The organism is Dorea phocaeensis (assembly GCF_900240315.1).
GTDB lineage: Bacteria > Bacillota > Clostridia > Lachnospirales > Lachnospiraceae > Dorea_B > Dorea_B phocaeensis.
Window position 1 is genome coordinate 149,252 of sequence record NZ_OEPZ01000002.1, and the last position, 24,572, is coordinate 173,823.

The following is a 24,572-nucleotide window of genomic DNA, read 5'->3' on the forward strand; positions in this document are numbered from 1 at the left end:
CAAAACTGGGATTTTTCTATAATTTATTTCCCACTCATTTTCTTTTTAGAGAATAGATAAGAAACCACACCCGGAATACCAACCCATGCCGCCATTGCACAGATGGTAACAATTTCAAAATTGGAAATCGTCAAAGCGCAAGTGATATAGAGTAGAGCAATCGGAAGTGAGATATAGCCTAAAATGCTATGCGCAATATTCCATGTATCCTCGTCACATATTGTCCACGGCAAACGCAACCCAGTATGTCTGCTGTATGGCAGTTTCGGAGATATAATACCTGCGAAAATCATCACGCAGGACACCAACGCCATTGCAAACATCTTTTCTCCGTTTTCTGAAAATGTAAAGATATCAAACGCTACTAAAATCGCAAAGATTATTCCTATTGCTAAAACAAGAATATTGAAAATGGTCGTAGTGCGCAAAATGCCTATTTTCAAATCATCTGTCGTTATGCTGGTAAGTAAGGCTAAGTTACGATACAAGATGATGACTGCCGCAAGCATACATGCACCTACAAGCAGAATGGACACTATTTCATTTTTTACAATCAAAGCAATCAGCATAGCGGCAATCGAAAGGAATAAGATCAATTCTCTTTTTTCCCCGCCTGCATAACTAGTTTTTCCCATCTGTTTTTCTTTGCCAGCTGCTCATTCAACTGTTCCAATTCTTCAGACAAATTCAGATTGTCACTGCTGTCTGTTTCAATGTCCAAAAGACTGCCAACAGACACATCCAGTAATTCCGCCATGTGAATGAGAACACCTGCATCAGGAACCGATAATCCTTTTTCCCACTTAGATATTGTTTGCCTTACTACATTAAGTTTTATAGCCAACTCTTCTTGCGAAAGCCCTTTTGCTTTTCGTAAATTTCTAATATTTTCGTTTAACATAACCTGTGCCTCCTTTGTTTTGATACAACTATTAAAAATCAAAACAACCGTTACCACAAGCAACGCAAATTAACATCTGTCATTACTGTACTAAATTTCTATTTGTTTATTTCTTCTTTTTCGGCTTTGGACTTGGCAGATCCTCATACATAGCATTAAACAATCCTGTCAAAAACTCTTTATTATCTATTTCATCTACCAACAACATTTCTTTTGCTCCCTCATAAGGTAATTCATACAAAGCTGTTGGCATATAACTAATTGCTGATTTTACCGGTTTAACAAGCAATCTATCATCATAGATACCACCTACAATCTTACCTCGATAATAGATAATAAATTCTCCCATCATAGCTCGATATGTAATTTCATCTAATCCAGATAACTGCCCTAAAATAAATTCCAAATATTCCTTACTTGACGCCATGACTTCACCTCAAAATTTGAAATTGTAATTACATTCCATACATATTGGCATTCTTTACAATTACTTTATCGCCTTTTTCTAATTGTTCCTTGGAAATTCCTCGTAACCCAAGTCCAACATGCTCTGTTTTATATCCACAACCATTTGCTTTTCGTTCTTTTGTATGTACATCGACAGTAGTAATTCTAGTTTCTAAGACATCTCCATTTGCTTTATAAATACACGCATTTTCTCCTTCTCTGCACATCCCTATTAATATGTTTCCTACGGCAACTGTTCCAACCCCCATAATTGTAAATACATCATCAATAATCAATTCAAAATCTTCTTTTAAACACGATGGAACATCTAATCTGTTCATATATTCTTTTTCTCGTTCTTTTTTGCTTTTACCAAATAATCCCATAATATTTCTCCTTTACAACTTCAAAGTTGACTATTGCTTTTTTCTCTTTTTGCAATATGTGTTGGAAGTAACAAAAATAAAAATCACCAACATTATAATACACGGCAACCCCACATGAACAGCAAATGCTTCCGTATCAATATATCCTGTTATTCCAATTACTAGTGCTATTCCAAAGCAAAAAATAGAAAAACATCTATTCAACTTTCTTTCATCATACTTTGCTTTATCTTCATCATTGGCAGTGTTATATCCTGCAATAAGAAAACCGCCTTTCCCAAAAGCAAACATTATACCCATTATTGCGAATATAACTGTAAGAATAATAATCCCAATCATGTGGAACCTCCTTTACAACTTTCGATTTGTCTATTTCAAACCTCCCCACTACCGGAACTTGCTACTCATTATTCATCTCAACTAAAACTGCATCGTCAACATCAAAATAATCCGCCATATGACTACTGAGCCCACTTGCCTTCCATGCCTGTTCAAATGAAATATTTTCTATGTTGCTAAGGTATACGAATACTGAATCGCAAACCGCATTCGGCATTCTTCCTTTTATCTCAAGGCGATATTTATAAGCAATATCATTGCAATTCCACGTTCCATCTTCCATCTCGCAATATGTTTTCATATTGCCTTCTATTGTTTTCTTAACCTCATTATTTTTTGGCTCACCACACCCTACCAGTGAAAAAACATATAGTATACTAATTGCAAAGACAATTATCTTCTTCATGCTCAACACCTCCGCAACTTCTTGTTTTCCAATTCTACAAGATGGATTTTTGTTATTTAGATTTATCCTTGAAAAAGCCAATTAAAATTAAAGCAATACCAAGAATTGCTACTGGAATATAAATAACATTTCTCGATTAACACCGTAAACTGGAAATTATCTTTCTTTTATCATCATATAGTTTGTAAGAAAAATTCCTTGTCGTTCTACCTGCTGTTCCTTAACAATCTTATAATCTCTTTTTTCAAAAAAAGGCTTCGCCGTAATAGAAGCGTCAGTAGTAATATTTCCTTGAACAGCTTGCTCCAGTTGATTGCAAATAGCAGTTGCAATACCTTTTCTTTGATAATCGGCATGAACAAATAGGCGGTCAAGGTAGCCTGTTTTATCGATGTCCCCAAAGCCTACAAGGCTCATTGCAATAAACAAACTAATTTTTTCATAAGTTCTCTTTTTTTCTAAGTTTGCTTTCATTTTTAGTCTCCAATCTTCAAATTTTCCGTTGTCTATTATGTTTATTTTATCATTATGCTTGCCAGATATTAGAGCTAAGATGGCACTTGTATTTTTTCGTGTATTTTTTATAATTATATATAAGAACACAAAAGGTATCAATACAAACTGAAAAGTGAGGGATCTTGTATGAGAAAAATACCGAGTCTCACAAAACCGTCAAAAACATTAAAGAACGAAAAGCTTTTACAGTCAGCATCGCAGATGAAAGCGTCATGAACGGTGATACGATTGATATGTCACTGGTAAATGCCATTGCCTTTGATCCTTATACGCATGGATATTACAAAGTAACCGAAAGAGTTGGCGAAGCTTTTAAAGATGGACTTCAATTAAAGCGATAACCACCAAATACAGAAAGCAGGTCTTGAACAAACGACCTGCTTTCTGACTTATTTATCTATTATCAATTCTCTATTCCACGCATTTCTAACCAATTTCCTTAGTATCAGTAATCCCACAACAAGAATAAGCGGAAACATTGTAGCCACAAATAGTCCCGTTTTAAGATTACCACCTGCCATTTCAGAAAGGCCGCCTACCATCGTAGGACTTACCATCGCACCCAAATCACCGGCTAATGCTAAGAATGCAAACATTGCAGTTCCCCCTCTCGGACACCTCTGCGAAGATATACTGATAGATCCCGGCCACATAACACCGACACCCAAACCGCAAAGAGCGCAGCCTACAAGTCCAAGGATTGGCAGCGTGGACAAGGAAGCTAACAAATAACACCCGACACACATCGTCCCGCAAGCAAGCATAACCTTGGTCAAATCAAGCTTCTGGCTGAACTTTCCATATAAAACACGCGATACCCCCATAAACATTGCGAACAAGCACGGCGCTGCCAAATCTCCAACCGTCTTGGATACTCCGATCGCAGATTCGGTAAATGCCGATGCCCATTGAGCCATCGTCGCTTCTGATGCCCCCGAACATACCATAAGTAATATCATCAACCAAAATATCGGAGTTTTCAACAATTCTCTAATCCCCATACTCTTACCGTCTTCTACCAGGCGTTCTATAGGACAGTTCATAAAATTAAATGCGTTATATAATGGCACTAATGCCCAAATAAAAACGAGTACTTTCCATTTTTCTATTCCAAACAGAGCAAAAAAGAGTGTGGAGCCTAAAACAACCCCCATTGCACCCCAGCAATAAAAAGAATGAAGCAAACTCATCACTCCATCCTTATTTTCAAAAGGACAAGCTTCAACAATCGGACTGACTAAAACTTCGATCAGTCCACTTCCAATGGCATAAAGCACTACCGAAATCAGAATCCCTATAAATGGTGCAGAAAGTAATTCCGGCAAAAGCGCCATTAGCAAAAGTCCTATAGCCGATAACACTTGTGACGCAACGACACAAGTACGATATCCAATTTTATCAGCAAATTTAGTGGCTGCAAAATCGATAAGGAGCTGCGTCAAATAAAACACTAATGGTATCATCGCAATCTTTTCAAACGTAACTCCGTAAGTATTTACAAATGTCAAAAATAAAAGTGGCGTAAAATTAGCAGTGATCGCTTGGGTAACAAAGCCAAGATAACAAGCTGCTAAAGTTTTTTTATAATTCTTTTGTTTTATCATTGTGGTTCCTTTAAAATGTCAGCTCCATCTTCGTTCCTTTTCCCACTTTACTTTCCACCCTTATGGATGCGCCGTGAATCATGGCGCCGTGTTTCACAATGGACAAACCAAGTCCTGTGCCTCCGGTCGCCTTGGAATGACTTTTATCCACCCGATAGAACCGCTCAAAGATTCGTTCCTGCTGATCCTCCGGGATTCCGATTCCTGTATCTGTTACGATCACTTTCTTACCTTTCAGGGTACTGCCAACCCATATGCTGATACTTCCACCCCGGTTATTATACTTAATTCCGTTTTCACAAATGTTATAAATCATTTCATCCAATATCGGACGAACTCCATGATAAAGTACAGATTCCCCCGTCACTTCGATGTGAACGTTCATCTCTTCCGCCTGAGGCGCCAAACGACTGGCAATCTCCCTGGTTAGGTCATAGAGATCTACATCTTCTTTTTCATTTTCCACCTTACCTTCGTCTAACTTTGACAGCTTGATGATATCTTCCACCAATGAAATCAAGCGTTTTGCCTCATTATAAATGCGCTCTGAAAACATCTTCATGTCTTCTGGCTTTACTAACCCATTTTTCATAATTTCTGCATAACCGGAAATAGACGTCAGTGGCGTCTTTAACTCATGGGATACATTTGCAGAGAATTCTTTCCGCATATTTGCGATTGCATCTTTCTCTCTATTCTGCTTATCAATACTCTCAAGCAATGGCGTCAACTCCTCATACACATCATTATCCAATGGATGTTCCAACTGAAGCTCATTGATCGGACGAATCAGGCGCTCTACCTGCCATTTAGCCAAAAGCCACGCTACAACCAGCATAACTCCGGCAATCAACCCCATCAGCGGAAGAATTGCCATCGCCGTGTGGTATGCCGTATTGACAGTCTTAGACACCCTTAAAATATCTCCATTCGGAAGCCGCTTTGCATAATAGAACATTTCCTCATCCAGCGTATCTGATCTTCTGACATACTGACCACTCCCTGATTTGATTGCCTGTTTTACCTCCGGACGATCCTTGTGGTTTTCCAACGTGACATCGTCTTCTTTAGAATCATATTTCACATCTCCATCACTCGCAATCAGTGTCACACGAGTATTCCGTCTTACAGCATCCAAATCTTCCAGATATCGTTCTCCGGAAATTTTAACCGCCTCGATGATATAGTCCGCTTCCTGCCGGATCTCATCCTCCATAATTCCCATGGTCTGTCTATAGATCACAAATGTCGTAATTGCATAAGTGATCACCAGTGTCGTTGCAATCACCAGAATCATGCTGCGCTGTATCTTTTTTCTCATCTGCCGATCCTACTCCTTCTCGCTTCCTTCTCGCTTCTCTCTTGCTTCCTTATTATCTTCTCTACTGCCCCATTCTATAGCCCACACCCCGGACCGTCTCAATGTGTTCGCCGGCACTTCCCAGTTTCTGGCGCAGAGTCCGCACATGCACGTCTACTGTTCGGGTCTCTCCATCAAAGTCATATCCCCAGATATCCTCTAGAAGCTGATCCCTCGTCAGCACAATATTCGTATTCTTCATCAAACGCTTTAAAAGTTCGTACTCTTTCAAGGTCAGATTGATCACTTCTCCTGCAACTGTCACCTCATGCTTCTTCGTATCAATCTCAATCTCACCAACCACAATGGTGTTGTCCTTGTGCGGATGTTCCCGATTGCTTCTGCGAAGCACAGCCTTCACTCTGGACACCAGTTCCATCATTCCAAATGGCTTTGTCACATAGTCGTCTGCTCCTGCGTCCAATCCCATGACTTTATCATATTCCGCGCCCTTAGCGGTCACCATAATCACGGGAATCTCTCTTGTCTTGGCTGATCCTTTTAACTTTCTAAGTAACTCCATTCCATCCATCCCCGGAAGCATAATATCAAGCAAAATAAGCTCTGGCGTCTCAAGAGCCAAAGCTTCTAGAAAAGATTTTCCTTCTTCAAAGCCACGGGCTTTAAAGCCCGTGCTTTCCAATGTATAAACTACCAGTTCCCGGATATTACTGTCATCTTCTACACAAAATATCATGAATTCTTCGTCTCCTTATACCTGACTTTCTTTGTGAATACCGGTAATTGAAAATTCTACCCACTCTGCAATGTTGGTCGCATGATCTCCGATTCGCTCCAGATATTTGGCCACCATGATAAGGTCAATGATTTCGCGCCCTGCATCCCCTTTATTCTGTGCAATAAAAGCAATCAAATCCCGCTTATTCTCTTCAAAAAGCTGGTCTACCGCATCATCGGCCTCCATCACCTTCCTGGACAATTCCAAATCTCTCTTCACATAAGCAGTCACACTGTCTCTGACCATCTTTGCTACTGCCTCTGACATCTTCCCAATCTTCGGAATCTCAGCTCCTTCTGACTTCTTTTCAGAAATAATAATCTCGGCAATGTCAGATGCCTGATCTCCGATTCTCTCCATGTCTGTAATCATCTTAAGAGCCGCAGAAATCTGTCTTAAATCTCTTGCCACAGGCTGTTGCTGAAGTAGAAGCTTCAGGCACAGACGCTCAATGTCCTTCTCCATCTGGTCAATCTCTTCATCTGCCCGAATGACCTCCTTCGCCTCTTCCATACTTCCATGCTGAAGCGCTGTGGTTGCCCGGTTAATGGCAACTTCACACAATTCTCCCATATGAATCAGCTGTTCGCTGAGACACTCAAGCTGCATATCAAATTTATTACGCATATCTTAACCAAACCTCCCTGTAATATAATCTTCTGTCCGTTTGTCTGACGGTATGGAGAACAATTTCTCCGTATCGTTATACTCGATGACTTCACCAAGCAGGAAAAAGGCGGTGTTATCCGATACACGTACAGCCTGCTGCATGTTGTGGGTTACCATAACGATAGTATAATCTTTTTTCAGTTCCATCGCAAGATCTTCAATCTTCGACGTGGAAATAGGATCCAACGCCGAAGTTGGTTCATCCATCAAAAGAACTTCCGGCTGAACCGCAAGTGCACGAGCAATGCATAGTCTCTGCTGCTGCCCGCCGGACATTCCAAGCGCACTCTTTTTCAAACGATCTTTACATTCTTCCCAAATTGCTGCGTCCCGCAAAGATTTCTCCACAATATCATCTAGCTTTGCCTTGGAATGAATTCCATGGGTTCTCGGTCCGAATGCAATATTGTCATAGATGCTCATAGGAAATGGATTTGGCTTCTGGAATACCATTCCCACCCTTCTGCGAAGCAAGTTCACATCAATATCCTTATAAATATCTTCCCCGTCAAGCTGAAGTTCTCCTTCAATCCGACACCCCTCTACCAGATCATTCATCCGATTGATGGATTTTAGAAGCGTGGACTTTCCACATCCTGACGGACCAATAAATGCCGTAATTTTGTTTTCCTCTATCTCAAGATTCACATTTTTCAGAGCATGAAAATCCCCGTAATGGAGATTCATATCCTTGATACTAATCTTACTCATGTTCTATCCTCTCTTATATTCTTCTTATCCTCTTATACTCTTCTTTTCTACGCTTTTGTCAGTTTCTTTGCCAGAAATCCTGACAAGGTATTGATTCCCACTACCAGCACAAGCAGAATTACCGCCGTTGCATATGCCTGATCCATATACAAGCCTTCGCTTGCCAGATTATACATATGAACCGCCAGCGTTCTTCCCGAATCCAGAACGCTGTTTGGAATATCTGCCACCGTTCCTGCTGTGTAAATCAGAGCCGCTGTCTCTCCGACAATTCTTCCCACCGCCAGGATCACTCCCGCCAAAATACCCGGAATTGCAGACGGCAATACAATCCGAAACACGGTACGAAGCTTTCCTGCCCCGAGGCCAAAGCTTCCTTCTCTGTAAGAATCCGGCACCGCCTTTAACGCCTCTTCCGTACTTCTCATAATTAATGGAAGCACCATAATAGACAAGGTAAATGCTCCTGCCAAAATAGAAAATCCCCATCCGTATGTAGATACGAAAAACAACATTCCAAACAATCCATATACAATAGACGGGATTCCCTGCAGTGTCTCCGTCGTCAGCCGGATAACCTCTACGAATTTATTACCTCTCTTTGCATATTCCACCAAAAAGATGGCTGAAAATATTCCAAAAGGAACCGCGATCACCAGAGACAATAAAGTCATAATAATTGTATTGATAAGCGCCGGCATTAAAGATGCATTTTCAGATGTATAAGTGAAAGAAAATAATGATGGTTTCAAGTACGGCACACCATTAATCAAGACATAAGCAATCAAAAAAATTAATACCGCAAACGTGATCACTGCTGACAACATTACCAAAAGCATCATCAGAAAAGAAAAAGGGGTTCGCTTATAAGATTTTAATTTCTGTCCAATATTTCTTTGATTTTTACTCATGAGTCGTCCTCCTCTTTAGCAGCGCTACACTGAAGTTGATAATCAAGATGAACACAAAAAGTACTACTCCCGTTGCGATCAACGCTTCTCTGTGAAGTCCAGTCGCATATCCCATCTCAATTACAATATTGGCTGTCAGCGTACGTACTCCTCGGAAAATTCCTTGCGGCAGTCGTGCCTGATTACCCGCCACCATAATAACCGCCATCGTCTCTCCAATAGCACGGCCGATTCCCAAGACAATCGCTGCAATCACGCCAGACTTTGCTGCCGGTATAACAACCCGGAAGATCGCCCTTTCGTGAGTTGCTCCAAGCGCAACTGCCCCCTCATAATACTGCTCCGGTACCGCACGAATGGAAGATTCCGTCAATCCAATAATTGTTGGAAGAATCATCATTCCCAGAAGCAGAGATGCGGTCAGGATACTGCTTCCATTTCCGCCGAATCCTAGATCCCGTCCCAATGTACGGATCAAAGGTACAATCACCACCAGTCCAAAGAAACCATAAACTACTGACGGGATTCCCGCCAGAAGTTCTGTTGCCGCCTTCAGCGGCTTATAGATTTTCTTTGGGCAGTAATACGCCATAAAAACAGCTGTCAAAATTCCGATTGGAACACCAAAGATAATCGCCCCCGCTGTTACGTATAAACTTCCTACAATCATAGGCAGAATCCCGAAAATCTCATTTTTCGGTTTCCACATTTCTCCACTTAGAAATTCCCCAAATCCGATTTCTTTCATAGCAGGGATCCCATTTGCAAATAAAAAGATACAAATGAGAGCTACCGCCAGTACCGAAGCACAGGCGGCAATGAAGAACACTCCCTGCATGAACTTTTCTGTCCACGCCTTTTTGTTCATATTATTTTACTACCTCATCCCAAGTCAGAGCCTCTCCAGTGTAAATTGTTTTTACCTGTTCACTGGAAAGTTCATCGGTTGTATTTGCTTTGTTTACGATTACTGCGATACCATCTGTAGCCATCACCTGTCCTTCAACCTCTGCTGTCTCTTCGTCTTTCAGCTCTCGAGATGCCATACCGATATCATAGCTTCCGTCAATCGTAGATGTCACACCTGTGGTGGAATCAGTTGTCTGCAGTTCGATTTCTGCATCCGGATTCACTTCTTTGTAAGCTTCGATTAATTTTTCCATAACCGGAGAAACAGAAGAGGAACCACCTACCACAATCTTTCCTGCCGGCTTGCTTCCTGCATAAGCTGCTGCAGAATCATCACCAATGTAGCCATTGTCAGAAACTACCTGCTGTCCTTCTTTGCTCATAATGTAGCTCACAAAATCCTTTGCCACTTCATTTTCAGAACCTTTTTTCGTTACAATATTAAATGGTCTGGACACTTTGTATGTATCGTTCTTAATGTTCTCAGCAGTCGCCTCTGCTCCATCAATCTTCAGCGCCTTTACACTCTCATCTAAAGATCCAAGAGAAACATAACCGATTGCATACTCATCTCCGGCTACCGTTGTCATCATTACGGAAGTGCTATTGGTGATCTGCGCTTCTTCCGTTGTCATATCCACCTTCTCGCCGTCTTTCTTCTCTTCTACTCCAAAAAGCTCGATGAACGCTCCTCTTGTACCAGATCCATCCTCACGGGACACGATTGTGATATCCATAGAAGAATCCCAGTCACTTGTGCTCTCTGTCTTTTCTCCATTATCTGCTTTCGCAGTTTCTTCCTTACTTCCACATCCAACTGCCATTCCAGCTACCATTCCAACTACTGCCAGTGTTGCAATAAACTTTTTCAATTTCATACCTTTAATCTCCTTTTGTTTCAATATTCTGTATCTCTTCTTCACAGGACTTATCATATCGAAGGAATGTAAAATCTGAAATCACCGGAATGTTAAATCTAAGTTAAGCCATGTAAGGTTTTAAAAAAGAGAACTCACACAGCTCTTCGCCGCGTGAGTTCTCTTTCTCATCTTCTAGAAACTTCTGTTTCCTTCTCTATTCCTGTTCTTTTCTTCTGCTTTTCAGCATCCATCCGCCTGCCACAAGCGCTGCCATCATGCCGAATACATATACAGTCATATCTGCTGCGTCGCCTGTCTTCGGTACTTTGTTTGGCTTCTGATCCTGTCCAGCTGGTTTGCCATCCGGTATTCCCGGTTTCTGGCCCTGATTTCCTCCATCCGGCTTTCCTGGTTCTACCGGTTTAGAGACTTCTTTTACGGTTACATCAAAGGTTGCTGTCTGATCTTTGTAGGTTACGGTAATGGTCTGCTTTCCAACCTTATTAGCATCATAACCAGCTACCGTATAGCTTCCCTCTGGAAGAACTTCTTCTTTGCCATCGCTGTAGTGAGCTGTTACTTCCATTCCTGTCAGGTCCAGATTCTCACCCTGCTTGTACTCGATCTTTTCTGGTACTTTTACCGTAATCTTATCTAAGGTTACTTCCGGATCTACCGGGTCAGATTTTTCTGTCACCGTTACAACAAATGTAGCTGTTTGACCCTCGTAGGTTACCGTAATGGTCTGCTCGCCAACTTGCTGTGCGTCATAACCAGATACTGTATAACTTCCCTCTGGAAGAACTTCTTCTTTGCCATCGCTGTAGTGAGCCGTTACTTCCATTCCTGTCAGATCCAGATCCTCACCCTGCTTGTACTCGATCTTGTCCGGTGCTTTTACTGTAATCTCATTTAAGATAACTTCCGGCTCATCCGGCGTCATCTTCACCGGAGCTACGCCTTCGTTGGTCGGCTTAATCTGCATATATCCGTCTTCATCAAAGGTAATCTCATCGATACAGGTCTCACGGTGTACGCCAAGTCCATCCCCTGAAGTAAAGATATTGATTGGGGTATAGAATCTGTGGTATGCCATAAAGTAACGATCCTGATCGTTTCCATCTTTCACATGAAGTACGGACTGATGTGCGGATCCTAAGATTCCCATGCTGTCATCTCTTGCAAGAAGATTCTTTTTCACCAGTTTTACGGATGAACTTCCATCTGCATTCGTCAGTGTGTCAGATACACCGTAGTTTACATGGTAGTTTGGACTATTTGCATCGTCACAAGACCAGGTCCAGTGATACTTGCCATCCTTCTTTGTTACGATAATAGATTCACGGAAATCGGTCAGACCCTTAATCTGTTTTAAGGTTCCTTCTTTGATGCTCATCATGTCGTCGTTTAACTGCGCGATTGCAGCGGCACCATTTCCGAACAGAAGATAAGAAGTTCCATCTTCATCGGTAAAGATCGATGGGTCAATTGCCTGTCCCATACTTACGCCTGCTGCTCTGCACATATCAACAGTCATCAACGCTTCACCCTTATCAGTATAAGGACCTGCTGGATTATCTGCTACTGCAACTCCGATCGCTGACTGTCCGTTTTCAAACTTTCCACAATAATAGAAGTAGTATTTTCCATCCTTCTCTTCGATGGTTGGAGCCCACGCGCTTCCGCCCTTTGCCCACGGGGAAACGGCGATCTGAACGCCCTGCTCATTTACGCCTGGGGTGTCATTTTTCAGCTCCATGATGATGCCTTCATCTTTCCAGTCAACCATGTTGTCAGAAGAGAATGCATGGAACTTCGTTCCGCTCCATCCCGGATATCCGTCTGTCGTTGGGAACAGCCAGAACTTGCCGTCAAAGTAGTCAAGATCCGGGTCTGCGTACTGTCCCGGCAGTACCGGGTTGTTGCTTGGAATGGCCTTCTTGATCGTCCACTCTTCTTTTTCCTTATTTCTTACAAAAGTAATCTTCTGATCCTTGGAAAGATCAAATGTGCTTCCATTTTCTACTGTCTTTCCATCCACCTGAATCTCTGCTTCTCCATTAAAGGCAAAGGTTACTGGCGTCTTAGTAAAATCAGCCTCATTCCGGATGTATGGAGTAATTGTCTTGCTCTTGGCATCTACTTTGGTAAATACTGCTGTATGATCGTCAGTTCCTCTGTACTCCAGTGCTTCCTCTCTGGTTGGAGCAGTTCCTGTAGTTACCGATTTTACCATCGGAAGGGTTGCCACAAAGTCCTTGGAGATCTCCTTTACTTCTTTCTCTGTCAGTGCTTTATTCTCGATCTGGAAGTTGTCGATCCATCCCTTGAAGTATTCTCCGCTGTTCGTCCAGTTTGCCTTTCCGATCTGAAGAATGCTGTTATTTCCAAGGATGCTTGGCAGAGCATAATTGCTTTCTACCGTCTGCATCTTCACTCCATTGACATAGAGAATTGTCTCATAAGCTGTCAGCACCACATCTACGTGATACCAGTCACTTCCTGTTACCGTTTCCGGACACAATGGGCGGCTTCCCTGATTCTTATATCGCTCTACCTTTGTAGAACCATTTAATTCCATAATTCCCAGATACACCTCGCTGTTATAAGATGTCTGGTTGTTATTCGGAGCCGCGTACATAACCCAATTAGTTGCGCTTCGGTCTGGTTTCATCTCATAGGAAATGGTCAATTCCTTCATGCCTGTCAGAAGACTCTTGCCTTCCTTATCGGTTACTTTCAGGAAGTTGTTGTTATTTCCATTTAAGTACAATGCTTTTCCAGCGTCTTTGCTCCAGCTATCCTTGAGTTCATAAGCCTGTCCTGTCGCTTTTGCATTCTCGCTCTCAAATCCGCTTCCGTCTTCGTTGAAATCAAACTTCGCCAGCGTCTTTCTTTCAACCTCTTCTGCTTCTTTTACTTCAATTTCAAAAGAGGTCTTCTGTTCTCCATAGGTTACAGTTACGGTCTGTTTTCCAACTTCAGAGAAATCTACTTTACTAAACTTAAAATGTCTCTCATTCTTGCTGCCTGCCTGATAAGCAACATCTTCCGTCTTACCATTTGCATAACTTACCGTAAGAACCAATCCGCTTGGATTCAGCTTCTTTGCCCCAGTCTCATAAACCGTTTCATCCGGAGCCTTTTTCACTTCCACCTTGCTTGGCCCATAAGCCTCCATCACTGCATTGTATTCTGCCTCTGTCAACGCGATGACGGTTCCATGTCTCTTATGGTTCGTATCAAAGTTGAAATCATTGTCTGCTGTCTTGATCCATTTTGCATTTGCAATATCGGTAGTATAGAACGGTACATAGCCGACTCCGCCAAAGTTATCTGCCAAGAGTCCGTATGTCTCAACTTTCTCTCCGTCCACTTCTTTCCAGTCATCCTGATTGTATGCAAATAATTCCGGTCCTTCCAGGCCTGCGGTAAATCCTGTAATATCTTTAATATTTCCCTGCTTACTCCAAGAAGACTGATCGGTGAGCCAGGATTTCTGATCGGTGCATTTCTCCAGCTGAATCGTTCCTCCTGCTGCTGATCCGCGATAATAGTTTCCATCGGAATCCCGGACAATCGTCGTATCGATAATATGATCATTGCCATTGTCGATAAACAACTCCGGCTCTGAGAAATTACGGAAATCTCTAGTTTTGGATGCGTATACCTTCTGCACGCTTCCTGTCATAGACGCCCAGTAAACCACAAATTCTCCTGTCGCCTCATCGTAGATCGCCTCTGGCGCCCACGCGCAGGTCGTTCCTTCCGGCGCTACTTCTGCAAGCCATGGTTCTGACCAATTGACAAGATCTGTTGACTCCCAAATTCTTAAGCAATGGCTTCCGTTAAACTGAGAAGTTCCCCAATCTACGGTTCCATTTGCAATGTCATTTGCTCCGATACAAAGATCTGTTGCAATAATATAGAACTTATCGCCTTCCGGTGAACGAATCATATATGGATCACGCACACCAGCCTGATTCTGAGTCTTGTTAATGTCTTCTTCTGTTCTAACTGAATCTGCAACGCTTAATACAGCTTCCTTCTTATTTAAGTCCATCCAGTTATCGCCGTCATGGCTGGACGCAAAGAAGATCTGCTGTTCTGCTGGTCCCCCATTGTTTACAAAATAAGCAAACAGATAATCCTTCATTTCTTCTTGCTTATGCGCTTTTTTTACCTTCAGCTCAAACTCTTTCTCTACAGACTTGCCGTCTGCTGTCAGGGTTGCTGTCAGAATAACCTTGGTGTCTTTCTTCTGTCTGCTGACAACACCGGCTGGTTTCCCGTCTTTCTCCTGATCTGTTACAATCTTGTCATCGCTGGATTTCCAAGTCACAGAAGCGTTTCTTCCTGAGCCTTCAATTTCCACCGTTTCCGGAAGATAAATATTCCCCCGGACATCATCCACATTTACGATGGTAAGCTTCTCTTTTGCAGCCTCAAGGAAATCTCCCTGATCCATCAGCTTGGACACGGTGACAGGAATCTCTTTTTCTGCCTTCTGTCCTGCCATTTCGATGGATGCCGTAAATACCACAACTGCATCTTCGCCGCTTGGTCTTGTAACCTTGACACTATATCCGTCGTCGCCAATCACAGCAGCTTTATTGTCCTCCACCTTCCATGTAATGTTGGAATAGTTTTCTCCAACAGACGGCAAGGTGAAATCCTCCGTAACTGTTCCTGGAAGCGTCAGTTTTTCCTGATCGTCAGCCACCGCTTTCTTAGCCGCCTCTTCGCTGACCAGCTCTGCATCGGTTAACGCTTTATCATAGATGGTGAAATTGTCGATCCAGCCTTTGTAACCTTCTCCATTTCCCCAGTTTGCGCGGCCGATATAGAAGATTCCTCCATCTTCCACAATATCCTTCACCTGATAATCACTGGCAACCACGCTTCTCTTTACACCGTCAACGTACAGAACGGTCTGACTTTCCTGAAATACGATATCAATGTGCGCCCAGTCTGTCCCAATGGTCACATCTGGACATGCTGGTCTTCCATTTTCATTGTCATAACGTTCTACCTTCACATTTCCATTGTTATGAAATGCACCGATATAGTGTTCTTTCTGATTCACCGGCTTGTCATTGTTAGGAGCCGCATAGAAGGCCCAGTTAGTTTCCTTTCGATCCGGTTTCTCATCATAAGAAATCGTGATCTCATTCTTCCCGGACAAAATGCTCTTTCCCGCTCGGTTCTTCAAAGACAGATAGTTAGAAGCATTCCCATCAAGATAGAGCGCTTTCCCATTATCCGCATGGTCGTCCAAGCGATAGCTTCCCTTTACTTCCACTGTTCCTCCGGCGCTCGTAAACCCGGACGCTTCATCGTCAAACGTGAATGCGGCGAAAGGCTCGTTTGCCGTCTTACCTGCCGCCTGAACATCTGCCGGCAGATATGCACTCGCCATAGAGGCTGTAAGCACAAGCGCCAGCGTCTTGTTCCAAAATCCCTTTTTCATTTCCTCTCTCCTTTCTTAAAAAATAGATATTTCCTTCATTATAGAGTATTTTCAGGAAAGCGGAAACGGAGATTCTTTTGAAAAAAGTTTGAAAATTTGCAAGCTAAAATCTACTCAAATTTCTGACCTTCTAACGGATACTTTGGGCATCCGAATCTTACCGCACTGTCTCACATCACCTCTCCAGCGTTTCCCTTCCTTCTTCTGTATAAAGCTCGGCAATCTTAACCACCTTCGACTCTCCGGCAAATTCGATTTCCAACGACTCTTCCCCCGTCAACTGAATCGTCTCCCCATTTTGATCCACAATGGTATCCTCATCAAGGAATTGAAATCCCCAATGTGCCCCCGTCTTGTTTCGAGTTTCAAAAGGTTTCGTCCGCCATTTTACCGGCTGAATTTTATTCCATTCATAAGTTTCCTTCCCGTTTTCATCCGTAGAATAGGCTCCACCCCAGATCTCTATATAGTAGGAATCATCCGTCGGCAGAAATTCTATCGTCACGAAATCACCGATTTTACTACAAGCAATCTTCACATCCTCTGCGCTCGCCTGCGTTCCAGTTCCATATAATGACTCATATAGGGTTCCTAGAATTCCCACTGTAAGCAATACAGCAAATACGGCAATTACAATTCTTTTCCTGGTTTCTCTCTCAATCTTTTTAAGTGGATGAATCTCTTTTTTGATCTCCTCTTTGCTCTTTTCAACATAACGCTCTGAAGCTACCGCTCCCTTCATTGCCTGAAAGTAAGCCCTGCATGTTTCACACTCTTCTAAATGTTCTTCTACTGCCTGATTGCTTTCTTCGCTGGTCAGCCCATCCATATAACTTGGCAGTAAATCTCCCAATTAATTTCACATGATTTCCTTCGCCGTCTCATCCAGTACATGTACCTTTCTAAACAGCTCTATCTTTTCTTCCTTCAGTGTCAGATATTCGTCCGGAGGAAGTTCACTTACCGGTATCTGATCCGTCAGTTCACTGGTTCCTCTCTTACTCCGGCGTTCCATCTCCCGATACCAGAGATGCTTTGCAATCTGACAAAGCCACGTGGATACCTTACAGCTTCCATCATATTTCTTTGACGTACGCACCGCCTGATAGAACGTCTCCTATGTCAGTTCTTCTGCCATCTCCTCTTCATAACACAAAGACAGAAGAAACTTGTACACCATTTGTGCTTATTCCCGGTATGCCTCATCCATATCCAACACTTTCTTCACCTCCTCGCTTTACCGGAATGTACTTATATATCCGTGAAAGGTCAGGTTTGTTACAATATTTCGTGAAAATTTATGAAAAATCTGCATTCTCCTCCCGTTCATACAGGAATCTTACGTAATTATAGACTTCTGCAAAATCAATCTCACACTCTCCATCCCAGATAGCAACCGGAACTTTCGCTTCAAAGCTGTAAATTGTCGGGTAGTTTTCCGCTTCAAAATCATAGACCAGCACCCTTTTCTGATCCGGATCTAGCATCCAATACTCCCGTACTCCCGCATTCATATATTTATTCAGCTTCGTCACCATGTCTTTCTTCCTGGTAGCTTTGGACAAGATTTCCATCACAAAATCCGGCGCTCCATACACGCATCTTCGAATCACCTTATCCCGGTCGCACACGATCACAATATCCGGCTGAACCATCGTCTTCTGATCGCAGTCAAGCTGCACATCTATGGGTGAGACGATGGGCAGGCACTTCCCGTTTTTTCCTGCTGTATATTCCAAAAATTTTGCATAAATAAAACCATTCATTAACTGATGAACTGATGTCGGCACAGACATCTCGTATATCACGCCGTCAATCAGTTCCACCCTCTGTTCATCCGGCAATGCATAATAGTCATCCAGTGTGTATTCTCCCTGACGCTTCTGACCATAAGCTGTGCATTCCTCCCTCATAACTAAGCGTTCTTGTGCCCAGGCGCCATACTGATACCCCACCGGCTCTTCCCGTCTCCTTAATACCTTCTCAAGCGCCTGCATCGTCTGATATCGCGGCGCCATTGTCTTTCCCCCAAAAATCTTCTGTATCGTTCCAAGAGGAATCCCTGATAATTCTGCCACCTGCTCATTGGTATAACCCAGTTCCCGCTTGCGTTCCTTCATTTCTTGAATTGTCATAGTCCGTCCTCCTCTTTTTCTTTTATCAAATCCAATTATAACACTTTTTAAGCCGTTTTCAAACCATTAAAGCCTAATTCAATCCATTTTTTATCCCTTTCCTTTTCATTTTCCACTGTACTTTTCTCCCGAAATAGATTATGATAATAAAAATGAGTTTTTTAGCAGAAAGGATATTAAAATATATGTGGATTGCAGATAATTGGAACGATTATGAAGTCATAGACTGCAGCAAAGGAGAGAAGCTGGAACGGTGGGGTGACTATATTCTTGTACGTCCCGATCCGCAGGTAATCTGGGATACTCCGAAGCGCAACCGAAACTGGAAACATATGAATGGACATTACCACCGCAGCAAAAAAGGCGGCGGTGAATGGGAATTCTTCGATCTTCCAGAGCAGTGGCAGATTCATTACAAGGAATTAACCTTTAACCTGAAGCCATTTAGTTTCAAGCATACTGGTCTTTTTCCTGAGCAGGCTGCCAACTGGGACTGGTTCTCTGAGAAAATCAGAAATGCCGGACGTCCGATCAAGGTACTGAACCTGTTCGCCTACACCGGAGGCGCCACCTTAGCTGCCGCTGCTGCCGGCGCAAGCGTCACCCATGTAGACGCTTCCAAAGGAATGGTCTCCTGGGCCAAAGAAAATGCAGCATCCTCCGGATTATCCGACCGACCGATTCGCTGGCTCGTGGATGACTGCGTCAAATTCGTAGAACGGGAAATCCGTCGCGGCAACCACTACGATGCCATTATCATGGACCCGCCTTCCTACGGAAGAGGCCCGAAAGGCGAAATTTGGAAAATCGAGGATGCGATTCATCCGCTGATCAAATTGTGCACGAAGATTTTATCTGAAAAACCGCTGTTTTTCCTAGTAAACTCTTACACTACCGGTCTGGCTCCAGCTGTTTTAACTTACATGATCGGCACCGAATTAAAGCATTATAACGGTCACGTAGAGTCCCAGGAAATCGGTCTTCCCGTCACAGATTCAGGGCTGATCCTTCCATGCGGAGCTTCCGGACGCTGGGAAGCAGATAACTAATTCTTTCTTTTGTGACTTTGTCACAGAAAAAGAAGCGCTCGTCACGTATGATGGGATACAGATAAAGCATTTAGACAGTAGCGGTCAGGTATGTAAGATAGCATTGCCGCACAATCAATGTACAAAGCTGATTAATCATACATAAAGTGTTAACAATAAAGTTAAATCACACAAGGAGGTAGCTTATGAGTAGATTTTTTAAAGATACACAGTCACAAAATATTTTTCAGGAATTCATAACAGTTGCTGATACAACTGCTGTACCTGAATTAACAGAATTGACTGCTAATACAACAGATGCCGCACAGGAAAAACATGTTCCTGTCGTAACGATAAAGGAAAACCTTATTGAGGTATCTGTCGGCTCCGTCGCTCACCCTATGCTGGAAGAGCATTATATCACCGGCATCTACATTGAGACGAAATACGGATTCCAGTTCAAGAAACTGGCGCCGGGAGACGAACCGAAAGCTGAATTTCTTCTCACCGATGGAGATGAATTCATTGCAGCTTACGAATACTGTAATCTTCACGGATTATGGAAAAAAGATAATAATTAAAAAACAAATTTATATGAATCAAGGAGGAACCAAACTATGAAAAAATATTTATGTGAACCATGCGGATATGTATATGATCCTGAATTAGGCGATCCAGATGGCGGAATCGAGCCAGGAACTGCTTTTGAAGATATTCCGGATGACTGGGTATGCCCAATCTGTGGAATGGGAAAAGAAGTATTCGTAGTAGAAGAGTAAAACAAAAATGCGGCAGGAATTTAGCCTGCCGCATTTTTTACGCCTTTATTCAAGTTATCCCCTTTTCTCCAACAATTCGATCACATCAAACAGAGAATCACATCGCCGATACGCAAGCTTTCGGATTTCCTCATCCGGCTCCACAAGATCTGGAACCACAATCGGAATCAGTCCCGCCCCATATGCTGAACGAATCCCTGCCGGTGCATCCTCCAGCGCAAGGCTTCTCTTAGGATCACTTTCTACTGTCTTGCACGCCCTTTGATAGATCTCCGGATCCGGTTTTGCATGCTGCACCATATCTCCATAGACGAATCCGTCAAAAAATCCGTCAATCCCTGCATTTTTTAAATTTCCATACGCATAATCTTTGCTGGAAGAAGTTGCCACTGCCATCCGGTATCCCTTATCTTTTCCACACCAAAGCAGCTCTTTGACTCCCGGTTTCATAGGAAGCCCCTCCGCTTCCACAATCTCATAAAATCTTTTTCTGGTTTGCACACAGAACTCCTCAAAAGGAAATTCTGCACCAATCGCTTCTGTAAAATATGCAAGCCTTCCCGCTCGGTTCATCCCAAGAGTACGGTAGATATGATTTCCCACATAAGAAAAGCCAAGCCGCTCTCCCACATCATTCCAAGATCTTTGCACAATCCGCTCCGAATCAAACAAAAGCCCGTCCATATCAAAAATAATTGCTTCTATCTGCTCCAGCCTTCCTGTCATCTCTTCTTCCTCCTATATCTATTTACGAATGCCGCGTAGCGATCTCCAAGCCATCCCACAAACATTGTCAGATAACGAAGAACCGGCTCTGTCGCAATGGAAAAGACCACGAACAGCATAATACACTTTGGTGACATCCCTGTAATCGCAAATAATTCCGGAAGGAAAATACTGCAGGCTAAAATTCCTGCGATACAGCCGCCCCACACGATTCCTCGCAGCCAGTTCATCGGCTGACAGATCCGATACAGAATCATAAATCCTACAATTGCAAGAAGCATCGTAGCTGCCGTGGAAATATCGGTTCCATTAACTTCGAAAGTTCTTCCGAACACCACCAGCGCACCGACTGCCAGTACGTCTGTCAATCCAGCCGGGAGTGCTTTCAATATCACATTCGTCAAGAAATGCCCTTCAATCCGTTCTTTATTTGGCTGAAGCGCCAGGAAGAATGCCGGAACACCAATCGTAAACATACTAATCAAAGATACCTGAGACGGCTCCAACGGATAAGTAATCATAAATGCAACAGAAAACAGCGCTAACAGGAAAGAAAAAATGTTCTTTACCAGAAACAGACTCGCCGACCGCTGGATATTATTTACGACTCTTCGGCCTTCCAAAACCACCGATGGCATGCAGGCAAAGTTAGAATCCATCAGCACTACCTGGGAAGCCTGCACTGCCGCGTCGCTTCCTGATGCCATAGCGACACTGCAGTCCGCATCTTTTAGCGCCAGCACATCATTGACACCATCTCCCGTCATGGCAACCGTGTTCCCTTGCTGCTGAAGCGCCTGCACCAGCTGCCTTTTCTGCGCCGGTGTCACACGGCCAAATACGGTATACCTGGCTGCTGCCGCAAAGATTTCTTCTTCCGTCCGAAGAGACGTTGCATCCACATATGACTCCGCATTCTGAATGCCCGCCTCCTTCGCCACTTCCGATACGGTCAGCGGATTATCCCCGGAAATAACTTTCACTTCCACTCCTTGTTCCTTGAAATATGAGAAAGTCTCGGGCGCTTCTTTCCGAACCGGATTTGCCAGCAGAATATAACCAAGAGGAAGAACCTTCCCTGTCAGCGGCTTCCCGTCGGGCTCTGCATCATAACTTCCAAAAACCAACACCCGATATCCACACCCTGCAAATTTTGAAATTTCCGCCTCATATTTTGGATAATCCTCCCGGAGTACAAACTCTGGCGCACCTGCCACATAAGCTCCCTTCTCCAGAACGACTGCACTATATTTTACCGCTGAGGTAAATGGGATCACACGAATCAGCTTCGCTCCTGTTCCCTCTCGGAAACATTCCTTCATCGCCTTCATAGTAATGTTATCATCACTCATGGCGCTCACCAGATCACCAACCATCTTCTCCAGCTTTGGCATGGTCTCTTTCTCATAGTGCTCTGTCGGAATCAACTTCTTCACACACATTGCATTTTCCGTAATCGTTCCCGTCTTATCCACGCACAGCACATTGACCCGCGCCAACGTCTCAATACTCTTCATATCGTGCAGCAGCACCTTTTTGCTCGCCAACCGCATAGAACTGACTGCCAAAGCAACACTGGCCAGCAGATACAGACCTTCCGGAATCATTCCGATCACCGCCGCCACCATAAAAACAATACTGGAGCGGAAGCCCTCATGGTTAAAGAAGAAGCTTTGCACAAACAGCACGATTCCAATTGGAATCAGCGCAATTCCCACGAATTTTACCAATTTATCCAAAGAGCGGATCATTTCTGACTGCTCCTTCTTCTGCATAGATTTTGCTTCCAGCGTCAGCTGTGAAATATAAGAGTCCGGCCCCACCGCTTCCAGCTTTGCACGACATTCTCCGGAAACCACGAAGCTTCCCGACATCAAATGATCGCCCGGCTTCTTGACAATCTCATCCGCCTCTCCAGTCAGGAGCGACTCATTTACCCTCACTTCTCCAAACACCACTTCTGCATCCGCACAAATCTGATTCCCGGCATGAAAAATCACAATATCATCCAGCACCAGATCTTCCGAATCTACCCAAGACGCCCTGCCACTTCGCACGACATGTGCCTGAGGAGCATTCAGCATGTTCAACTTTGCCAGTACATTCTTCGCCCGAATCTCCTGAACGATTCCAATCAAAGTGTTGATTATAATCACCGGAAGAAAAGTCAGATTTCGAAAGGAGCCTACCAGACATAAAAGGACTGCCAGCACTGCAAATATCAGGTTGAAATAGGTAAATACATTTTCATGGATAATCTCTTTGGTCGTCTGCGTCGGCGGTTCTACAGATATATTGGTCCATCCACCTTCGCGGTGTTCCCGTACCTGTGCCTCTCTTAACCCTTCCCTATAATCTGGATGATACCGTCTTACAGGGATTCTCTCTTCTTCCCATTTCTCCTGTTGCTCCTGTCCGGCCGTCTTTTTTACAGCCTTTCTGCCTCTGCGTCTCATGCTATCCGCCTCCTTTAGTTGTATGAAAATGATATTTGACGCTTCTTTCTTCCCCGGTTATAATCTTTCATAGAAAGCATTTAATCCGAAGAAGGAGTGAACTATTATGAATTTTAATCAACTTGCAATGCTGCAGAAAGTCAAAGAATGTGTAGATCGCTTTCGCGCAAATCATCCAAAATTCCCACTATTTCTAAAAGCAGTCTCGCAGAATGCCCTCAAAGAAGGAACCATTATCGAATGGAATGTCACAACACCTAACGGCGAAAATTACTGCTCTAACTTAAAGCTGACTGCCGATGACATGGAACTTATGGAATATCTGAAGACGCTGATGAATCAGTCGAATTAGTCTTCTTACCAGATGTTTTTCCAACACGCATAATTGCGTGTTCCGGGCAATTTTTGATACAGTCGCCACAGCGGATACATTCCCTGTGGTTCGGCTGTTCCCACACTTTAATGTCCATCTTACATACTCTCTGACATTTCCCACACTTCGTGCAATGTTCTTCATCTACCTGATATCGATAAACAGCCACAGGATTAAACAGGCTGTAAACAGCGCCTAACGGGCAAATATATTTGCAGAACGGCCGATATACCATCAAGCAAAGCAGCAGAAGTACGAGTAGAATCCCCGATTTCCATAAAAACAAAGCTCCGGCCGCATCACGAAGCGATTCATTCATAGCCAATAACGGAATTCCTGCCCCAAGTGTTCCACTTGGGCAAATATATTTGCAAAACCAGGGACTTCCCTGGCCGATAAAATCCACTACCAGGAGCGGAAGCAGAATCACAAACACAACTAAAATCACATATTTGACCCACACCAAAACTTTGTGCCCCGGTAAATTCTTTCTCTTCTTAAAAAATGGAATCTTATACAGCAAATCCTGCACCAATCCAAACGGACACAGCCATCCGCAGATCAAACGTCCAAACAAGGAACCAAACAGCATCAAAAAACCAAGCACATAAAAAGAAAACCGGTAATTACGACTTCCCAATACCGCCTGCAAAGACCCAATTGGACAAGAGCCAAGAGCACCCGGACAAGAATAACAATTCAGCCCCGGCATACATGCCGCTTTTAATGGTCCTCGGTAAATTTGCCCTGTCATATATCCATAGAGATATCCATTGGAGACTGCCGCAAATACAATCTGCACCCAGATTCTTGCATGTTCCTTTATATTTCTCATCAGCTTCTTCAT

General features: G+C 43.3%; 27 protein-coding genes. 5 read left to right on the forward strand and 22 right to left on the reverse strand.

Translation table 11 applies throughout. The annotated features are described in order from the left end of the window. Positions 1–23 precede the first annotated feature (23 nt). From C0979_RS04595 to C0979_RS04620, 7 genes are all read right to left on the reverse strand, one after another. Positions 24–635, reverse strand: coding sequence for an SdpI family protein (locus tag C0979_RS04595; RefSeq protein WP_173814580.1), 612 nt, complete (start codon positions 633–635; stop codon positions 24–26). Continuing rightward, positions 593–901: a helix-turn-helix domain-containing protein gene (locus C0979_RS11965; RefSeq protein WP_173814581.1), complete on the reverse strand. Its 309-nt coding sequence runs from the start codon at positions 899–901 to the stop codon at positions 593–595. Before C0979_RS11965 ends, C0979_RS04595 begins: the two co-directional genes overlap by 43 nt. Positions 902–1,007: 106 nt before the next feature. Beyond that, positions 1,008–1,328, reverse strand: coding sequence for a TfoX/Sxy family protein (locus tag C0979_RS04600; protein WP_101694905.1), 321 nt, complete (start codon positions 1,326–1,328; stop codon positions 1,008–1,010). A 28-nt stretch (positions 1,329–1,356) separates the two neighbouring features. Next, positions 1,357–1,734 (reverse strand): translation elongation factor EF1A family protein, encoded by a 378-nt coding sequence (locus C0979_RS04605; RefSeq protein WP_101694906.1) that lies wholly within the window; start codon positions 1,732–1,734, stop codon positions 1,357–1,359. Positions 1,735–1,764: 30 nt separating this feature from the next. Then, positions 1,765–2,073: a DUF3784 domain-containing protein gene (locus tag C0979_RS04610; RefSeq protein WP_101694907.1), complete on the reverse strand. Its 309-nt coding sequence runs from the start codon at positions 2,071–2,073 to the stop codon at positions 1,765–1,767. 61 nt (positions 2,074–2,134) lie between these two features. Beyond that, the gene (locus C0979_RS04615) at positions 2,135–2,479 is read right to left on the reverse strand and encodes a lipoprotein (RefSeq protein WP_101694908.1); all 345 of its coding nucleotides are present in this window, start codon (positions 2,477–2,479) and stop codon (positions 2,135–2,137) included. Between the two features lie 156 nt (positions 2,480–2,635). Continuing rightward, the gene (locus tag C0979_RS04620) at positions 2,636–3,064 is read right to left on the reverse strand and encodes a GNAT family N-acetyltransferase (RefSeq protein WP_408608325.1); all 429 of its coding nucleotides are present in this window, start codon (positions 3,062–3,064) and stop codon (positions 2,636–2,638) included. Positions 3,065–3,207: 143 nt separating this feature from the next. Here C0979_RS04620 and C0979_RS12420 point away from each other — a divergent pair, with 143 nt between their 5' ends. Continuing rightward, positions 3,208–3,336, forward strand: a complete 129-nt coding sequence (locus C0979_RS12420) for a hypothetical protein (RefSeq protein WP_330403449.1) — start codon at positions 3,208–3,210, stop codon at positions 3,334–3,336. A gap of 48 nt (positions 3,337–3,384) precedes the next feature. Here C0979_RS12420 and C0979_RS04630 read toward each other — a convergent pair whose 3' ends face one another. From C0979_RS04630 to C0979_RS04685, 12 genes are all read right to left on the reverse strand, one after another. Continuing rightward, positions 3,385–4,599, reverse strand: a complete 1,215-nt coding sequence (locus tag C0979_RS04630; RefSeq protein ID WP_101694910.1) for an MFS transporter — start codon at positions 4,597–4,599, stop codon at positions 3,385–3,387. A gap of 10 nt (positions 4,600–4,609) precedes the next feature. After that, a complete protein-coding gene (locus C0979_RS04635; RefSeq protein ID WP_101694911.1) occupies positions 4,610–5,920 on the reverse strand; it encodes a sensor histidine kinase in 1,311 nt (436 codons plus the stop codon). Positions 5,921–5,981: 61 nt separating this feature from the next. Beyond that, on the reverse strand, positions 5,982–6,656 hold the full coding sequence (locus C0979_RS04640) for a response regulator transcription factor (RefSeq protein WP_101694912.1): 675 nt from the start codon (positions 6,654–6,656) through the stop codon (positions 5,982–5,984). Between the two features lie 15 nt (positions 6,657–6,671). Next, complete coding sequence (gene phoU / locus C0979_RS04645; protein ID WP_101694913.1) at positions 6,672–7,325, reverse strand: phosphate signaling complex protein PhoU; 654 nt, start codon at positions 7,323–7,325, stop codon at positions 6,672–6,674. Between the two features lie 3 nt (positions 7,326–7,328). Beyond that, positions 7,329–8,078, reverse strand: coding sequence for a phosphate ABC transporter ATP-binding protein PstB (pstB, locus tag C0979_RS04650; RefSeq protein ID WP_101694914.1), 750 nt, complete (start codon positions 8,076–8,078; stop codon positions 7,329–7,331). 47 nt (positions 8,079–8,125) lie between these two features. Then, entirely contained in the window at positions 8,126–8,989 is an 864-nt protein-coding gene (pstA, locus tag C0979_RS04655; RefSeq protein WP_101694915.1) for a phosphate ABC transporter permease PstA, read from the reverse strand. Further along, on the reverse strand, positions 8,982–9,857 hold the full coding sequence (gene pstC / locus C0979_RS04660; protein ID WP_101694916.1) for a phosphate ABC transporter permease subunit PstC: 876 nt from the start codon (positions 9,855–9,857) through the stop codon (positions 8,982–8,984). The genes pstA and pstC overlap by 8 nt, the downstream gene beginning before the upstream one ends. Position 9,858: 1 nt before the next feature. Then, the gene (locus tag C0979_RS04665) at positions 9,859–10,776 is read right to left on the reverse strand and encodes a substrate-binding domain-containing protein (protein WP_101694917.1); all 918 of its coding nucleotides are present in this window, start codon (positions 10,774–10,776) and stop codon (positions 9,859–9,861) included. A gap of 196 nt (positions 10,777–10,972) precedes the next feature. Further along, complete coding sequence (locus C0979_RS04670; protein ID WP_101694918.1) at positions 10,973–16,228, reverse strand: family 43 glycosylhydrolase; 5,256 nt, start codon at positions 16,226–16,228, stop codon at positions 10,973–10,975. 175 nt (positions 16,229–16,403) lie between these two features. Continuing rightward, positions 16,404–17,081 carry a zf-HC2 domain-containing protein gene (locus C0979_RS04675; RefSeq protein ID WP_145995102.1) on the reverse strand — a complete coding sequence of 226 codons (678 nt, stop codon included), beginning with the start codon at positions 17,079–17,081 and terminating at the stop codon, positions 16,404–16,406. A gap of 6 nt (positions 17,082–17,087) precedes the next feature. Next, positions 17,088–17,327, reverse strand: a complete 240-nt coding sequence (locus tag C0979_RS04680) for an RNA polymerase sigma factor (protein WP_101694920.1) — start codon at positions 17,325–17,327, stop codon at positions 17,088–17,090. A gap of 199 nt (positions 17,328–17,526) precedes the next feature. After that, on the reverse strand, positions 17,527–18,363 hold the full coding sequence (locus tag C0979_RS04685) for a Uma2 family endonuclease (RefSeq protein ID WP_101694921.1): 837 nt from the start codon (positions 18,361–18,363) through the stop codon (positions 17,527–17,529). A gap of 185 nt (positions 18,364–18,548) precedes the next feature. Here C0979_RS04685 and C0979_RS04690 point away from each other — a divergent pair, with 185 nt between their 5' ends. The 3 genes from C0979_RS04690 (at position 18,549) to rd (ending at position 20,170) form a co-directional block, all read left to right on the forward strand. Then, positions 18,549–19,412: a class I SAM-dependent methyltransferase gene (locus C0979_RS04690; RefSeq protein WP_101694922.1), complete on the forward strand. Its 864-nt coding sequence runs from the start codon at positions 18,549–18,551 to the stop codon at positions 19,410–19,412. A 185-nt stretch (positions 19,413–19,597) separates the two neighbouring features. Beyond that, positions 19,598–19,972, forward strand: coding sequence for a desulfoferrodoxin family protein (locus C0979_RS04695; RefSeq protein WP_101694923.1), 375 nt, complete (start codon positions 19,598–19,600; stop codon positions 19,970–19,972). A 36-nt stretch (positions 19,973–20,008) separates the two neighbouring features. After that, the gene (gene rd, locus C0979_RS04700; protein WP_101694924.1) at positions 20,009–20,170 is read left to right on the forward strand and encodes a rubredoxin; all 162 of its coding nucleotides are present in this window, start codon (positions 20,009–20,011) and stop codon (positions 20,168–20,170) included. A gap of 54 nt (positions 20,171–20,224) precedes the next feature. Here the strand turns inward: rd and C0979_RS04705 are convergent, their stop codons facing one another. Together C0979_RS04705 and C0979_RS04710 are read right to left on the reverse strand one after the other, a co-directional pair. Then, complete coding sequence (locus tag C0979_RS04705; RefSeq protein WP_101694925.1) at positions 20,225–20,896, reverse strand: HAD family hydrolase; 672 nt, start codon at positions 20,894–20,896, stop codon at positions 20,225–20,227. Continuing rightward, on the reverse strand, positions 20,893–23,352 hold the full coding sequence (locus C0979_RS04710; protein ID WP_101694926.1) for a cation-translocating P-type ATPase: 2,460 nt from the start codon (positions 23,350–23,352) through the stop codon (positions 20,893–20,895). The genes C0979_RS04705 and C0979_RS04710 overlap by 4 nt, the downstream gene beginning before the upstream one ends. Before the next feature lie 106 nt (positions 23,353–23,458). On the opposite strand from C0979_RS04710, the gene C0979_RS04715 reads away from it, so the two are divergent. Beyond that, on the forward strand, positions 23,459–23,704 hold the full coding sequence (locus C0979_RS04715) for a hypothetical protein (RefSeq protein WP_101694927.1): 246 nt from the start codon (positions 23,459–23,461) through the stop codon (positions 23,702–23,704). On the opposite strand, the gene C0979_RS04720 is transcribed toward C0979_RS04715, so the two are convergent. After that, positions 23,664–24,572, reverse strand: coding sequence for a 4Fe-4S binding protein (locus C0979_RS04720; RefSeq protein ID WP_101694928.1), 909 nt, complete (start codon positions 24,570–24,572; stop codon positions 23,664–23,666). The genes C0979_RS04715 and C0979_RS04720 overlap by 41 nt on opposite strands.